General features: G+C 67.8%; 12 protein-coding genes and 4 pseudogenes. 5 read left to right on the plus strand and 11 right to left on the minus strand.

Going from position 1 to position 14,200, the window contains the following annotated elements; translation table 11 throughout:
• Positions 1-26 precede the first annotated feature (26 nt).
• The 4 genes and pseudogenes from metX to QP165_RS11515 all read left to right on the plus strand — a co-directional run bounded on the left by metX (position 27) and on the right by QP165_RS11515 (position 2,693).
• Positions 27-1,165, plus strand: a pseudogene (gene metX, locus QP165_RS11500) (homoserine O-acetyltransferase MetX).
• Positions 1,162-1,596 carry a GNAT family N-acetyltransferase gene (locus QP165_RS11505; RefSeq protein WP_333995783.1) on the plus strand — a complete coding sequence of 145 codons (435 nt, stop codon included), beginning with the start codon at positions 1,162-1,164 and terminating at the stop codon, positions 1,594-1,596. Before metX ends, QP165_RS11505 begins: the two are co-directional and overlap by 4 nt.
• On the plus strand, positions 1,593-2,183 hold the full coding sequence (metW, locus tag QP165_RS11510; protein ID WP_056018347.1) for a methionine biosynthesis protein MetW: 591 nt from the start codon (positions 1,593-1,595) through the stop codon (positions 2,181-2,183). Before QP165_RS11505 ends, metW begins: the two co-directional genes overlap by 4 nt.
• 117 nt (positions 2,184-2,300) lie before the next feature.
• On the plus strand, positions 2,301-2,693 hold the full coding sequence (locus QP165_RS11515) for a response regulator (RefSeq protein WP_333995784.1): 393 nt from the start codon (positions 2,301-2,303) through the stop codon (positions 2,691-2,693).
• Positions 2,694-2,722: 29 nt separating this feature from the next.
• Here the strand turns inward: QP165_RS11515 and QP165_RS11520 are convergent, their stop codons facing one another.
• The 6 genes and pseudogenes from QP165_RS11520 to QP165_RS11545 form a co-directional block, all read right to left on the minus strand.
• Positions 2,723-4,255, minus strand: a complete 1,533-nt coding sequence (locus QP165_RS11520; RefSeq protein WP_333995785.1) for a sensor histidine kinase — start codon at positions 4,253-4,255, stop codon at positions 2,723-2,725.
• A 5-nt stretch (positions 4,256-4,260) separates the two neighbouring features.
• Positions 4,261-4,866, minus strand: coding sequence for a single-stranded DNA-binding protein (gene ssb / locus QP165_RS11525; protein WP_333995786.1), 606 nt, complete (start codon positions 4,864-4,866; stop codon positions 4,261-4,263).
• A gap of 8 nt (positions 4,867-4,874) precedes the next feature.
• Positions 4,875-6,736 (minus strand): annotated as a pseudogene (feoB, locus tag QP165_RS11530) (ferrous iron transporter B).
• Positions 6,737-6,763: 27 nt separating this feature from the next.
• Complete coding sequence (locus tag QP165_RS11535) at positions 6,764-7,039, minus strand: FeoA family protein (protein WP_056018357.1); 276 nt, start codon at positions 7,037-7,039, stop codon at positions 6,764-6,766.
• Positions 7,040-7,142: 103 nt separating this feature from the next.
• Positions 7,143-7,796: a COQ9 family protein gene (locus tag QP165_RS11540; RefSeq protein ID WP_333995787.1), complete on the minus strand. Its 654-nt coding sequence runs from the start codon at positions 7,794-7,796 to the stop codon at positions 7,143-7,145.
• Positions 7,797-7,863: 67 nt separating this feature from the next.
• A pseudogene (locus QP165_RS11545) lies at positions 7,864-8,769 on the minus strand (DMT family transporter); the annotation flags it as partial.
• 50 nt (positions 8,770-8,819) lie between these two features.
• Between QP165_RS11545 and QP165_RS11550 the strand changes: the two are divergent.
• Positions 8,820-9,909: pseudogene (locus QP165_RS11550) on the plus strand (alkene reductase).
• Positions 9,910-9,993: 84 nt separating this feature from the next.
• Here QP165_RS11550 and QP165_RS11555 read toward each other — a convergent pair.
• The 5 genes from QP165_RS11555 to ribD all read right to left on the minus strand — a co-directional run bounded on the left by QP165_RS11555 (position 9,994) and on the right by ribD (position 14,178).
• The gene (locus tag QP165_RS11555; RefSeq protein ID WP_333995788.1) at positions 9,994-10,563 is read right to left on the minus strand and encodes a hypothetical protein; all 570 of its coding nucleotides are present in this window, start codon (positions 10,561-10,563) and stop codon (positions 9,994-9,996) included.
• 445 nt (positions 10,564-11,008) lie between these two features.
• The gene (gene ribH, locus QP165_RS11560) at positions 11,009-11,431 is read right to left on the minus strand and encodes a 6,7-dimethyl-8-ribityllumazine synthase (protein ID WP_333995789.1); all 423 of its coding nucleotides are present in this window, start codon (positions 11,429-11,431) and stop codon (positions 11,009-11,011) included.
• Positions 11,431-12,600, minus strand: coding sequence for a 3,4-dihydroxy-2-butanone-4-phosphate synthase (gene ribB, locus QP165_RS11565; RefSeq protein ID WP_056018372.1), 1,170 nt, complete (start codon positions 12,598-12,600; stop codon positions 11,431-11,433). Before ribB ends, ribH begins: the two co-directional genes overlap by 1 nt.
• On the minus strand, positions 12,584-13,195 hold the full coding sequence (locus QP165_RS11570) for a riboflavin synthase (protein ID WP_333995790.1): 612 nt from the start codon (positions 13,193-13,195) through the stop codon (positions 12,584-12,586). Before QP165_RS11570 ends, ribB begins: the two co-directional genes overlap by 17 nt.
• Complete coding sequence (gene ribD / locus QP165_RS11575) at positions 13,195-14,178, minus strand: bifunctional diaminohydroxyphosphoribosylaminopyrimidine deaminase/5-amino-6-(5-phosphoribosylamino)uracil reductase RibD (protein WP_333997013.1); 984 nt, start codon at positions 14,176-14,178, stop codon at positions 13,195-13,197. The genes QP165_RS11570 and ribD overlap by 1 nt, the downstream gene beginning before the upstream one ends.
• Positions 14,179-14,200: the final 22 nt, after the last annotated feature.

Here is a 14,200-nt window from a genome sequence, read left to right on the forward strand (position 1 = left end):
CGCCGCCGCCTATGGTAGCGCGCGGCATGCTCGATCCTGCGACCATCGACCCGGTGCCCGATAGCCGCTTCGGCCTCGCGCGCCGCGTCACGCTGCCCGGACCGCTCAGGCTCGACGGCGGCGTGCTGCTGTCGCCGGTCGATATCGCGTACGAGACCTATGGCACGCTGAATGCCGATGCCTCGAACGCGATCCTGATCTGCCACGCGCTGACCGGCGACCAGCACGTCGCGTCGAACCACCCGCGCACCGGCAAGCCCGGCTGGTGGACCCGCATGGTCGGCGAGGGCAGGCCGATCGACCCCGCGCGCCACTTCGTCGTCTGCGCCAATGTGCTCGGCAGCTGCATGGGCTCGTCCGGCCCCGCGACGATCAACCCGGCGACCGGGCGGCCGTGGGCGATGGCGTTTCCGGTCATCACGATCCGCGACATGGTCCGCGCGCAGGCGATGCTGCTCGATCATCTCGGCGTCGGCGTGCTCCACGCGGTCGTCGGCGGATCGATGGGGGGATGCAGGCCTTGAGCTGGCCCGCGACGTTCCCCGAGCGCGTCAAGGCATGCGTCGTGATCGCCTCGACCGCGCGCCACACCGCACAGAATATCGCGTTCCACGAGGTCGGGCGCCAGGCGGTGATGGCCGATCCCAACTGGTGTGGCGGCGACTATCACGACGATTCGGCGCCGACCGCCGGGCTCGCGGTCGCGCGGATGGCGGCGCACATCACCTATCTGTCCGAAGCGGGGCTGACCGAGAAGTTCGGCCGCCGCCTCCAGGCGCGCGACGCCAAGTCGTTCGGGTTCGACGCCGACTTCCAGGTCGAGAGCTATCTGCGTCACCAGGGGCTCGCCTTCACCGACCGGTTCGACGCGAACTCCTATCTCTACATCACGCGCGCGATGGATTATTTCGATCTTGCGGAGGAGCATGGCGGGCTGCTTGCCAACGCCTTCCGCGCGACCAAGTCGCGCTTCTGCCTCGTCAGCTTCGACACCGACTGGCTGTATCCGACCGCCGAATCGCGCGCGATCGTCCAGGCGTTGAACGCCGCGGGCGCGCCGGTCAGCTTCGTCGAGCTGTCGAGTCCGTACGGCCACGACGCGTTCCTGCTCGAGGCGCCCGATCTCAACCGGGTCGTCGACGGCTTCCTGAGGGCGGGGCGATGACGATCACGTTGTCGGACGACGCGAGCCGGTTGCAGGTCGACCGCATCCATGGCTGGCTGGCGAGCAGCTACTGGTCGCCGGGGATCGAGCGTCCGCTCGTCGAACGCGCGATCGCGGGATCGCACTGCCTCGGTGCGTACCGCGACGACGTGCAGGTCGGTTTCGCGCGGATGATCACCGATCACGCGACCTTTGCGTGGCTGGCCGATGTCTGGGTCGACGAGTCGGTACGCGGGCAGGGGCTCGCGCGGCGAATGGTCGGCTGGTTCCTCGATCATCCGTCGTTCGCCGGGCTGCGGCGGATCGGGCTCGTCACCGCCGATGCGCACGGCGTCTATGCGGGGCTCGGCTTCCACTCGCTGGTCCGCGCGGATCGCTACATGGAGCGGCTCGCCCCGGGGCTTGCCGATCAGTTACGGACCGCGCCATGACGTTACGCACCGACCTCGCCGTCATCGCCGGGCATGTCGCGCAAGGCAGCCGCGTGCTCGATATCGGCTGTGGCGACGGCGCGCTGATGGCCGCGCTGCGCGATACCCGCGGCGTCGATGCGCGCGGGCTGGAGATCGACGCGCGCAACGTCGCGTCGGCGGTCGCGCGCGGGCTGTCGGTGATCCAGGGCGATGCCGATATCGATCTGGCGGGCTACCCCGATGCGAGTTTCGACTATGCGATCCTCAGCCAGACGCTGCAGACCGCGCGCGCACCCGATCTCGTGCTCGACCAGCTGCTCCGAATCGGCCACCGTGCCTTTGTCAGCTTCCCCAATTTCGCGCATTGGCGCGTGCGGCTGTCGCTGCTCTGGGGTGGTCGGATGCCCGTCACGCGGCAATTGCCCGAACGCTGGTACGACACGCCCAACATCCATCATGTCACGATCGACGACTTTCGCGAGTTCCTGCGACAGCGGGGCGTCGTCATCGAGCGCAGCTGGTTTCTCTCGGGCGACAAGCAGACGACGTCGGCGGCAGCGAACCTGCTCGCCGAGCATGCGATCTTCCTCCTGCGCGCGGCGTGATTCGACACCCGCACGCTTGACCGGACCGTCGCAACATAATTGTCACGCCGTGTCGCGAATGCACGGGATGGTTAAGACCGGCGGGAACCCCTGTCGGTATCATGTGTTGCCTAGCCGATGACGAAGACAGCCATGATCGTTGAAGACGAGATTTTCGTCGCACTGGATCTCGAACGGATCCTGGTTGACGCCGGCTATACCGTCGCCGCGATCGCAGCTGATCGCGCGGGTGCGCTCACTGCCGCGGCGCAGTGCGACTTCGCGTTTGTCGACATCAACCTGCGCGATGGACCTACCGGGCCCGAGATCGCAGCGGCGATCGCGCGCGATCACGGTGTGAAGGTCGTGTTCGTGACCGCCAATCCAGGCCAGATCGGCGATGCCGATTGCCTGGGCTATATCCGCAAGCCGTTCAGCGACGCCGCAATCCTTGCCGCAGCGCAGCTCGCCACGACGGGGGCGGCGCCCCCGGTTTCAGAGCTCGTCCAGTTGCGGACCGCGATCGTCTGACCAATTGCGCGGCGGATCGACCGGCGTGATCACCGACTGAATGACGATAGCGGTATCGTGATCGCGACGCACAGCCCGGTCGTGCGCCAGTCGCGAACCACCGTCCCGCCCAGTTGTCGCACCGCGCTCATTTCGATCAACTGGCTCCCGAACCCCGCGCGATCGTCGGGATCGACCACCGCAGGCCCGCCGGTCTCGCGCCAGGTCATTGCCACCAGCGTGTCGCCGCGCTCCAAGGTTATCGACACCGCGCCATCCGCGTTCGACAACGCACCATATTTGGTCGCGTTGGTCGCCAGTTCGTGAAACAGCAGCGCGATCGGCGTCGCCGACCGATCGTCGATCCGGACGTCGTCGCCGTGCACCGCAATCCGGTCCGAACCGAGCTGCTGATAGGGTTCGAACAGGTCACCGAGCAGTCCGATCAGACTGTCCTGTTCCGCATGCGGGCGCGATTGCGCGCTGTGCGGTCGGACGAAATCATGTGCCCGGCCCAGCGCGTTGATCCGGTGCCGAAGGTCGGTTGCGATCCCGGCAAATTCGGGGCGGCCGCGCGCCGAGAAGGTGATAAGCCCTGCGATCACCGCGAAGATGTTCTTGATCCGGTGGCTCAGCTCCTGGCTGATGACTTCGCGCTCTTCATAGGCGAGCTTCTGCTCATGGATGTCGGTGCACGTCCCGAACCACCGCAGGATCGCCCCGTCCGCGCTGCGCACGGGCAAGGCGCGCCCCAGCACCCAGCGATAGGTGCCGTCGAAATGCCGCAGCCGGTATTCGATATTATAGGGCTCGCCGGTTTCGAGCGACTGGCGCCAGACGGCCCAGGCGCGATCCTGGTCCTCGGGATGGAACATGTCGTTCCAGCCCTCGCCATCGGTCGTGCCCACGGGAGTCCCCGTGAACTCGTACCAGCGCGCGTTGAAATAGTCGTGGAACCCGTCGGGAAGCGTCGACCACACCATCTGCGGCATGGTGTCGGCCAGCGTGCGGAACTTCAGGTCGCTCGCTTCCAGCGTGCGTCGGGCCTCGGCCTCGGAAACCGCTTGTTCACGCGCGGTGCGGCGATCGTCGAGCCGCCCCATCGCCGCCTTGGCGAGCAGCGTCAGCCCATCGCGCTGGAACCGTGTCAGCCCTTCGCGTGCGTTGGGTGCAAGCACGCACAGCGCCCCCAGCGGAACGCCTTCGCTCGAAACGAGCGGCGCACCGGCATAGAAGCGGACATAGGGCGCGCCGGTCACCAGCGCGTTGTCGGTAAAACGCGGATCCACGCGCGCGTCGGGCACCTCCATCACGTCATGATGGTGCATCGCGTGCGCACAGAACGACATGCTGCGCGGCGTCTGGTCGAGATCGGTGCCGCTGCGCGAGAGGAAGCGTTGATATTCCTCCTCGACCAGGCTCAGCAACGCGATCGGCGCGCCGCACAACTCGGCCGCGAACGCGACGATGTCGTCGAGCTGACCTTTCGCACGCGCGCCGGCAACGTCGTAGGCCGAGATCACGCGCGCGCGCTCGGCCTCGTCGAAACCGACCGACGTCGGGACGGAATACAACGTCGTCACGGAGCTCAGAACGGAACGTCGTCGTCGAGATCGTCCGAGAAGCCGCCGGTCTGGCCGAAGCTGCCGCCGCGTGCCCCGCCACCGCTGCCGCCACCCGATGGCGCGCTGCCACCACGACCGCCGCCGCCGCCGTAACCCCCGCCGCCACCCGACGAGCCACCGCCGAAGTCATTGCCGCCGCCACCGCCGGCCCAGTCGTCGCCGCCGCCGCGGCTACCACCGCCGCCACCGCCGCCACCGCCGCCGCCCTGGCCACCGTTCGGGCCGTCGAGCATCGTCAGCACGCTGTTGAAGCCCTGCAGCACGATCTCGGTCGAATATTTGTCCTGGCCCTGCGCGTCCTGCCATTTGCGGGTCTGGAGCGCGCCCTCGATATAGACCTTCGAGCCCTTGCGCAGATACTTTTCCGCGACGTTGGCGAGACCTTCGTTGAAGATCGCGACCGAATGCCATTCGGTCTTTTCCTTGCGCTCGCCCGACATCTTGTCCTTCCAGGACTCCGACGTCGCTATGCGCAGGTTGACGACCTTGCCGCCGTTCTGGAACGCCTTGCTCTCGGGGTCGCGCCCCAGATTGCCGACGATGATGACCTTGTTGACGCTGCCTGCCATGATGCCCCTCAGAGGCCGGCGAACACCGCCAGCCAATATGTGATTCCGGCCATGATGTAGGCGGCGGCGAACAAATAGCCAACCATGAACGCCGGCCATTTCCACCCGTTTGTCTCGCGGCGGGTGACGGCGATCGTCGAAATGCACTGCGGCGCGAAGACGAACCACATCAGGAAGGCGAGCGCGGTTGGCAGGCTCCAGCGGCCGCGCAGGTTCTCGACCATCGCCTTGCCGCCCTGGTTGCTGTCGGGATCGTCGATCGCATAGACGGTGCCGATCGCCGCGACCGCGACTTCGCGCGCCGCCATCGCGGGGATCAGCGCCAGCACGATGTCGCGGTTGAAGCCGATCGGCGCGAACACGGGTGCGATGCCGTTGGCGATCCGGCCGGCGGCGGAATAGTCGACCGCCGAGACGCGACTGTTCTCGGGCGGCTTGGGAAAGCTCAGCATCACCCACAGGATCACGGTCGATACCAGGATGATGCCGCCCGCACGCTTGAGGAAGATCCGCGCGCGGCTCCACAGCCCGATGCCGACGTCGCGCCACTGCGGCCACTGGTATTTGGGCATCTCCATCATGAAGCCCGACGACACGCCCTTGGTGACCGTCCGGCGCAGCACCAGCGCGGCGACGAACGCGCCGACGATGCCCATCACGTACAGCCCGAGCATCACCAGCCCCTGCAGCCCGACGAACGGCAGCACCTGCGTATTGGGAATGAACGCGCCGATGATCAGCGTGTAGACCGGCAGTCGCGCGGAGCAGGTCATCAGCGGCGCGATCAGGATCGTCGTCAGCCGGTCCTTCTCGTCGTCGATCGTCCGCGTCGCCATGATCCCGGGGATCGCGCAGGCGAAGCTCGACAGCAGCGGGATGAACGCGCGGCCGGACAGCCCGACGCTCGCCATCACGCGGTCCATCAGGAACGCCGCGCGGACCATGTAGCCGCTCGCCTCGAGCACGAGGATGAAGAGGAACAGGATCAGGATCTGCGGCAGGAACACGATCACCGCGCCGACGCCGGCGATCACCCCGTCGACGAGCAGCGACCGGAGCAGCGAATCGGCCATCTCGGTCCGGATCAGGCCCTGCACCGCGGTGAAGCCCCCGTCGATCGCGTCCATGAACGGCTGCGCCCAGCTGAACACCGCCTGGAACATCAGGAACATGATCGACAGCAGCAGCAGCGGCCCGCCGACCGGATGCAGCGCGACCGCGTCGAGCATGTGCGTCCAGCGCCGCACCGGCGTCTCGGACAGCGTCGCGGCGGTTGCGATGTCGCGCGCGCGGCGCTGCAGCGTGACGATGTCGTCCTGTACGCTGCCATCCGACTTGCGCAGCCGGATCGGGCCGTTGACGACCGTCTGTGTCAATACTTCACGCAGCGCGTCGAGCCCACGCTTGCGGACCGCGACGGTCGGGATCACCGGCACGCCCAGTTCGCGCGCGAGTACCGCGGCATCGAGCTTCAACCCGTCGCGCTCGGCCAGATCGACCATGTTGAGCGCCACGACGACGGGCAGGCCAAGCGCGATCAGCTGAAGCGTGAAGCGCAGGTGGTTATCGAGATTGGCGGCGTCGACGACGACGACGAGGGCGTCGGGCAGGCGCTCGCCGTCCTGCGTGCCGGTGACGACGTCGCGCGTGACGCGCTCGTCGGGGAGGAAGGCTCGAGGCTGTACGCACCGGGCAGGTCGACCAGCTCGACCGGACGCCCGTCATCGAGCACCAGCCGCCCGGCCTTGCGCTCGACCGTCACGCCCGGATAATTGCCGACCTTCTGCCGCGCACCCGTCAACGCGTTGAACAGCGCGCTCTTGCCGGCATTGGGATTGCCGACGAGCGCGACCAGCGGTGCTGCGTTCATAATGCTATGATGCTGATCGCGCGCTGCTTATTCGGCAGCCGCTGGCGTCAGCGATACGTGGATGGCCCCCGCGACGGCGCGACGCAGCGCAACGGTCATGCGACCGATGCGGCACGCGATCGGGCCCTGGCCCAGCGTCGCGCGGTGGAGGACCTCGACATCGACCCCCTCGTCAAACCCCAGTTCGCGCAGGCGGCGTGCTTCCGGACCCGCCAGACGCGTCCAGTCGATCATCTTGACGATCGCATGCTGCTTGCGGGGCAGCGTTTCAAGGCTGACGGAACGGTCGCGGCGAGTGTCCATGATGCGAGTGATTATCAGTAACGCTCCGCAAAGGAAAGCCCCAACCATGCCCCACCATGACAGCGGACGCAGATTGGCCCCGCTCCATCGCCCGCCCGCGCGCTCACGCCGCGGGATAGCGCAGCCGGCCGACAAATCGCGACAGACTGAACCCGTGCTCGGTCCGTTTGAGAAACCCGGCCTTGGCCTTTTCGAACGCCATGATGCCTGCGATCCGCCGCGCGAGGAACGCGCGGGTGTCCACGAATCCTTCGCTGTCGTCGTCGAGGAACACCGTCACCGTCGAGGCATAGACGCCGAGCAGGATCGTCCGTTTGGTATAATGATTATAATCGGTCGCGACATCGCCCGCCGCGCGCCAGATGGTATCGACCGTCCGCCACCCCAGGCGCGCCGCCCGCGCGAGATTCTGCGGCAATGCGAGGATCGCCACCGCGCGCCGCAGCGATTCGCGATCGGCGGCGGTCGCCTGCAGCCGCGCCTCGATCAGCGCGGTGATCCGTTCGCGGATCTTCATCGTCGCGATCCGTTCAGGCGGAACCGCGGCGAGCATCGCGCGATCGATCTCGGCAAACCAGGCGTCGATCATGTCGAGCGCGCCGTCTTCGAACGCGAGCGCGGCGACGTCCGTATCGATCCCCGCCGCATCCGCCGCCATGTCGCGTGCGGCGTCGCTCCAGCCATCGAACGCGGCGTTGGCGGCGATCCCGGGGCTGAGCTGAACGCGGATTTCGTCGAGCGTGAGGTCTTGGGTCATACCGTCTCCTGCCGTCCAAGATCAGGCGTGTCGAGCGCCTCTTCAATAGGGGGCGATCCGCGGGCGTCCGGCGTACCAGCACCAGCGCGATCGCGACCATGACCACGCCGACGAGATCGGGCAGGCCGAGCCGCTCGCCATAGACGATCCAGCCGACCGTCCCCGCGACCACCGGCTGGATCAGCAGCGCGATCCCGATCACCAGCGGCGAAAACCGGCCGAGCGCATAGATCATCAGCCCCTGGCCCAGCACCTGGCTGCACAGCGCCAGGCCGATCAGCGGCCCCCAGTGCACCGGCACGATCCGCTCGCCCATCGCCAGCGCGAACACCAGCAGCGGCACGATCTCCGCCAGCGTCGACAGCACCAGCGCGGACAAGGGGGCAAGCGTCGTCCGCGCGCGCGCCATCAGGATGAAATAGACCGTGTAGAGCAGCCCCGCGAGGATGCAGAGCAGGTCGCCCGCGAGATTCTTCGCATCGAGCTGATAGGACCGCCCGAGCAGCAGCGCCGCACCCGCCGCCGCGAGCATCAGCGCCCAGCCCTGTGTCCGCGTCGGCCAGGTCCGCGCGACGAGGAACCCGTAGATCGGGAACATCAGCGTCGCCGCGTTGCCGAACAGCGTCGCGTTGGCGAGCGTGGTGCGCAGGATGCCGAGATGCCAGCTGCCGAGATCCGCGGCAAAGCACACGCCGCCCGCGATCAGTCCGACCCAGACGCCGCGCCCGAGCCGCGTCGGTCGCGCGCCCTGCTGCGCCGCGAGCAGGACGAGAAACGGCACCGCCAGCGTCAGCCGCCAGAACCCCGCCGCGACCGGTCCGACCTCGGTCGCGCGGACGAACCACGGCCCGAATGCGAGCGCGACGTTGGCGATCAGCAGCGCGCCGAATGCGAGCGTGCCGGGGGCGGCAAGCGCCGTTGTCGTCGGCGTTTCGGGCACGCTAGATATTCTTTGCGGGGCGGGGCGATGCATGCCGCGCTGTAGCGTCCTATCTTGCCCCCGTCAGGCATTAAGGAGCCCCCATGCCAAGCCTTTTCGATCCCATCACACTCGGCGCCGTCGACGCGCCCAACCGCATCCTCATGGCGCCGCTCACCCGCGGACGTTCGGACAAGGACGCCGTCCCATCCGACCTCATGATCGACTATTACACGCAGCGCGCGAGCGCCGGGCTGATCATCTCGGAGGCCACCGGCATCAGCCGCGAAGGCCTGGGCTGGCCATTCGCGCCGGGTCTGTGGACGCAGGCGCAGGTCGATGCGTGGAAGCCCGTCACCGAGTCGGTCCACGCAGCCGGCGGCCGGATCATCGCGCAGCTCTGGCACATGGGTCGCCAGGTCCATTCCTCGGTGATCGGCGGTCAGCCCGTCTCGTCGTCCGCGACGAAGACCGAAGGCCAGGCGCACACGTTCGAGGGCAAGAAGGATTTCGAGGTCGCGCGTCCGCTCGAGCTGAACGAGATTCCGCGGCTGCTCGACGACTATGAACTGGCAACGAAGAACGCGCTCGCCGCGGGCTTCGACGGTGTCCAGATCCACGCCGCGAACGGCTATCTGATCGACCAGTTCCTGCGTGACAACGCGAACAGCCGCACCGATGAGTATGGTGGTTCGATCGAGAACCGCATCCGTCTGCTCCGCGAAGTCGCCGAGCGCGTGATCTCGGTCGCGGGCGCGGATCGCACCAGCGTCCGCCTCTCGCCCAACGGCGATTCTGCAGGGCGTCGACGACAGCAACCCCGAGCCGCTGTTCACCGCCGCCGCCAAGGCGCTGTCCGATCTCGGCATCGCGTTCCTCGAATTGCGCGAGCCCGGCCCCGATGGCACGTTCGGCAAGACCGATGTGCCAAAGCTGAGCCCGGCGATCCGCAAGGTGTTCAAGGGCGTGCTCGTCGTGAACTCGGATTACGACACGCTCGAAAAGGCGCAGGCCGAACTCGATACGGGCATTGCCGACGCGATCAGCTTCGGGCGGACGTTCATCGCGAACCCCGACCTGCCCGAGCGTCTGCGCACGGGCGCGCCGCTGGCGCAGGATAACCCGAAGACCTGGTACAGCCAGGGTCCCGAGGGGTATATCGACTATCCGGCGCTCGAAACCGCGGACGCGTAACGCGTTCGTGCCCGCCCTGCGGCGAAGGCCGCGGGGCGGGCGACTACCTGCAATGCGTCCGATTGTCAGCGGTGACGGCATCGCCTAGCAGCGCGCACGCCGCGCCGCTGATGGCGCGCCGGTGACGACAGGACGACGATATGACCGACGGCTGGCCGAGCGGGGGCAGGGGGCAGGGCCACTCTTGCCCGGGACTGCCGACCGCGCCGCACGACGGGCCGAGGAACGGGCAAGCGAGCGCGAGCAGCGCGCGCGCGACCGTCTCGCCGGCGCCGAGCAGCGTGCCGAGTCGAGGCCGCGCAGCGCGAGGCCCAGTCGCAGGAGCGTGAACGTGCGCGTGAACTGCGCCGGGCCGAAGAGGCGCAACGGATCCAGGCCCGGCTCGACGCACCCCCCGCCAACGACGAGGAAGCGCTCAAGATCGCCAAGCGGCGCAGTTCTGGCGCCCGCGCGCGCAGCGGCGAAGAGAGCAAGACGCAGCGCGACACGCGCGGCTACACCACCATCCAGGACCCCGCCCGCATCCGCACCCTCGCCGCTCGGGGCGCCTCGGTGACGGGTCTCGCCGCTGCATTCGGGATCACGGTCGAACAGGTCGAAGCGGCGTTGCGCGAGCAGGATCCGGCGGCTGACGCATAGAGGCGGTCGGATCACTGGACGCCGTGAGGCATATGGGAATAGGCTGTGCTCGATACAGTCTGTGCCCGAACGGGGATCTGCACGATGCTGACGGTTGTCGCTCTGATCGTTGCCGCACCGCAAGCCTGTACTACGGTGCACCAGCAATGTCGGGCGTGCACGACAATCGATGGCACGCACCGTTGCTCCAATATCGGGATCGCGTGTCAGCCTTCGCTACGTGTCTGTACGCCAAAGGACGGCGTACGGCCGCAGGGTGGTCCGGAGGCCGCCGGCCCCCGTTCTCGACCAGCGAAGAAGACGACTGACGCTTAGAAGCGGCCCGCGCGCGACGGCGAACCCTGCGCCAGCAGGAGGGCCATCGGCAGCCTCGCTGCGATCACCGTGTGCCTTAGCCAGACCCAAGGACCCCGCGATCGTCGGGCCGACCGGGATCGGCGCCGAGGTTGTACCCTCTCGTTTACGGAATGAACCGGTCCTTCAGCGCGAGCATCGCCAGTGCCGCCTTCGCCGCGCCGCCGCCCTTGTCTCCCTCGGTCGGGCGGGCACGGGTGAGCGCCTGCGCTTCGTTCTCGGTGGTCAGGATGCCATTGCCGATCGGCAGCCCGTCCATCGTCAGCGCCATGATCCCGCGTGCACTCTCGCCCGCGACGATCTCGAAATGATAGGTCTCGCCGCGGATCACGACGCCCAGCGCGACATAGGCGTCATAGGTCTCGCTCTCCGCCGCCAGCGCGATCGCGCCGGGGACCTCGAGCGCGCCCGGAACGGTGATCGTCTCGTGACTGTGCCCCGCGGCCTCGATCGCCGCGCATGCGCCCTCGATGAGCAGGTCGTTTAGATGGTCGTAGAAGCGTGCTTCGACGATGAGGATATGCGCCATCAGTAAGCAGCCTTTTCGGTATCGAGGGGGGCGATCGGACGTTCGCCGACGATCGACAGGCCATAGCCGTCAAGCCCGACCAGCGTGTGATGCGTGTTGGTGATCAGCACCATGTCGTGCACGCCGAGTTCGGTCAGGATCATCGCGCCGACGCCATAGTCGCGCAGCTCCTCCATGTCCGGCGTGATCTCCGCACCGGCTTTTTTGAGCACCGCCGAGGTGAACGCGTTGCCTCGCGGGCGGTTGATGACGACGATCACGCCCGCACCCTCGTCGGCGATCATCTGCATCGACCGCGCGAGGATCCGCCCGCGGTCGCCCGATTCGCCGAAGATGTCCGCGAACGGCGACAGCGCGTGCATCCGGACCAGCGTCGGCTTGGCAGGATCGATCCGCCCCTTGACCAGCGCGACCTGCTCGGTGCCCGTCGCCTTGTTCCAGAACGTCAGCGCGCTCCAGCCACCGCCCCATTCGCTGGTGAACTCGGCCTCGGCGCGCTTTTCGACGAGATGGTCGTAGCGGCGGCGATACGCGATCAGGTCGCGGATCGTGCCGATCTTAATGTTGTGGAACTGCGCGAAGGTGACGAGATCGTCCATCCGCGCCATCGTGCCGTCCTCGTTCATGATCTCGCAGATCACGCCCGAGGGGTTGAGCCCGGCGAGCCGCGCGACGTCGACCGCCGCCTCGGTATGCCCGGCACGGATCAGCACGCCGCCGTCCCGCGCGACCAGCGGGAAGACATGGCCGGGGGTGACGATGTCCGCCTTCTGCTTGGTCGCATCGATCGCCACCGCGATCGTCCGCGCGCGGTCCGCCGCCGAAATGCCCGTCGTCACGCCTTCGAGCGCCTCGATCGACACGGTGAATGCGGTTTCGTGCCGCGTGCCGTTGTTGCGGCTCATCAATTCGAGCCCGAGCTCCTCGGTCCGCGCCTTGGTCAGGGCGAGGCAGATCAGTCCGCGGCCATATTTGGCCATGAAGTTGATCTTTTCGGGCGTCGCCATCTGCGCGGGGATGACGAGGTCGCCCTCGTTCTCGCGGTCCTCGTCATCGACCAGGATGAACATCCGGCCGTTGCGTGCCTCGTCGATGATCTCCTCGGGGCTCGACAGATAGCCGTGCTTCAGGCGCCCGAGTTCGGCGGTACGTTCAGCGGGCAGAGGCACGGTAATGCTCCATTCTTTGGAGGTAGCGGGCGAGGACGTCGATCTCGATGTTGACCGACTGTTCCACGTGGATCGTACCGAGCGTCGTGACCGCCCAGGTGTGCGGGATGATGTTGAGGCCGAATTCGACCTCGCCGTCGACGTCCTGGACGCTGTTCACGGTGAGCGAGACGCCGTCGACCGTGACCGAGCCCTTGGCCGCGATGAACGGCGCGATCTCGGCGCCGGCGCGGATCTGGACGCGGTGCGAGCCGCCTTCCTCGGTCACCGCGACGACGGTGCCGAGGCCATCGACATGGCCCGTGACGATATGCCCGCCAAGCTCGTCGCCAAGCTTCATCGCGCGTTCGAGGTTGAACTTGCGACCCAGCGTCCACTGGTCCCTGGCGGTGCGGCTGATCGTCTCGCTCGAGACGTCGACCGCGAACCAGTGCGGCCCCTTGTCGACGACGGTCAGGCACACGCCGGAACAGGCGATCGACGCGCCGAGATCGACGGTGGCGGTATCATAGGCGGTGCTGACGACGACGCGGGTGTCGCCGCGCGACTCCACGGTTGTGACGGTGCCGATGTCGGTGACGATTCCGGTGAACATTATCCCTCGTTTCGTTCGCGCTCGTAGACCTCGAGCCGGTCGCTGCCAAGTTGCCGTGAATCGACGATCGCCCAGCGGCCATGCGCCTTGCCGAGATCGGTCAGGCCGATATCGCCGAGCGCATGTTTTCCGCCCCCGATGAGGATCGGCGCGCGGTACAGCAGAAGCCGGTCGACCAGGTCGGCAGCAAGAAACGCGGACGCTACGGCCGCGCCGCCTTCGACGAGGACATGGTCGACGGGGAGCCTCGCAATCGCGCGCGGCTCGGCGATGACGTGCCACGCCGGATAGGGCGTCTCGGCTGGATGGGGGAGGGCCGCGCGTGTCCGTGACAGTAGCACGCGAATCGGCGACCGCTGCTGCAGACCGGGCAGCCGGACGTCGAGTCGCGGCGCATCGGTATCGTAGGTGCCGCGCCCGACGAGAATCGCGTCGTGGCGGCTTCGCTCAAGATGAGCGTGCGCGCGCGCCTGCGGCCCGGTGATCCACCGGCTCGACCCGTCGGGCAGCGCGATGCACCCGTCGAGCGAGGTGGCAAGCTTCAGCGTCACGTGCGGCCGCCGCGCCGCGCACCGCGTGAGGAAGCCCGCCATCGACCGCGCGGCGGCCTGCGCCCCCACGCCGGTGTCCACGCGAACGCTTGCGGCGCGCAATCGCGCAAAACCCTGCCCGGCGGTCCGCGGATCGGGGTCCTCGAGCGCCGCGACGACGCGTGCGACCCCCGCCGCGATCAGCAGGTCGCTGCAGGCGGGGCCGCGCGGCGACACATGCGCGCAAGGTTCGAGCGTCACATAGGCGGTCGCGCCGCGCGCCCGCGGGCCCGCCTGCGCGAGCGCCATCGCCTCGGCATGCGGCCGGCCACCCGGCTGCGTCCAGCCGCGCCCGACGACGCGACCGTCCGCGGTGACGATCACGCACCCGACATTGGGGTTGGGGGCGGTCCGACCGCGGCTTCGCTCGGCGAGCGCGAGCGCTGCGCCGATGAACCGCGCGTCACCGGGACTG

Origin of the sequence: Sphingomonas sp. 22R3R2A-7 (assembly GCF_036856055.1) — a bacterium.
GTDB lineage: Bacteria > Pseudomonadota > Alphaproteobacteria > Sphingomonadales > Sphingomonadaceae > Sphingomonas.

What these genes read in the sequence shown, in the direction of transcription:
- QP165_RS11505 (WP_333995783.1), top strand. Translation starts at nt 1,162, where the DNA reads ATGACGATCACGTTGTCGGACGACGCGAGCCGGTTGCAGGTCGACCGC.
- ribH (WP_333995789.1), bottom strand. Translation starts at nt 11,431, where the DNA reads ATGGCGCATATCCTCATCGTCGAAGCACGCTTCTACGACCATCTAAAC.
- ssb (WP_333995786.1), bottom strand. Translation starts at nt 4,866, where the DNA reads ATGGCAGGCAGCGTCAACAAGGTCATCATCGTCGGCAATCTGGGGCGC.
- metW (WP_056018347.1), top strand. Translation starts at nt 1,593, where the DNA reads ATGACGTTACGCACCGACCTCGCCGTCATCGCCGGGCATGTCGCGCAA.
- QP165_RS11515 (WP_333995784.1), top strand. Translation starts at nt 2,301, where the DNA reads ATGACGAAGACAGCCATGATCGTTGAAGACGAGATTTTCGTCGCACTG.
- QP165_RS11535 (WP_056018357.1), bottom strand. Translation starts at nt 7,039, where the DNA reads ATGGACACTCGCCGCGACCGTTCCGTCAGCCTTGAAACGCTGCCCCGC.
- QP165_RS11570 (WP_333995790.1), bottom strand. Translation starts at nt 13,195, where the DNA reads ATGTTCACCGGAATCGTCACCGACATCGGCACCGTCACAACCGTGGAG.
- QP165_RS11540 (WP_333995787.1), bottom strand. Translation starts at nt 7,796, where the DNA reads ATGACCCAAGACCTCACGCTCGACGAAATCCGCGTTCAGCTCAGCCCC.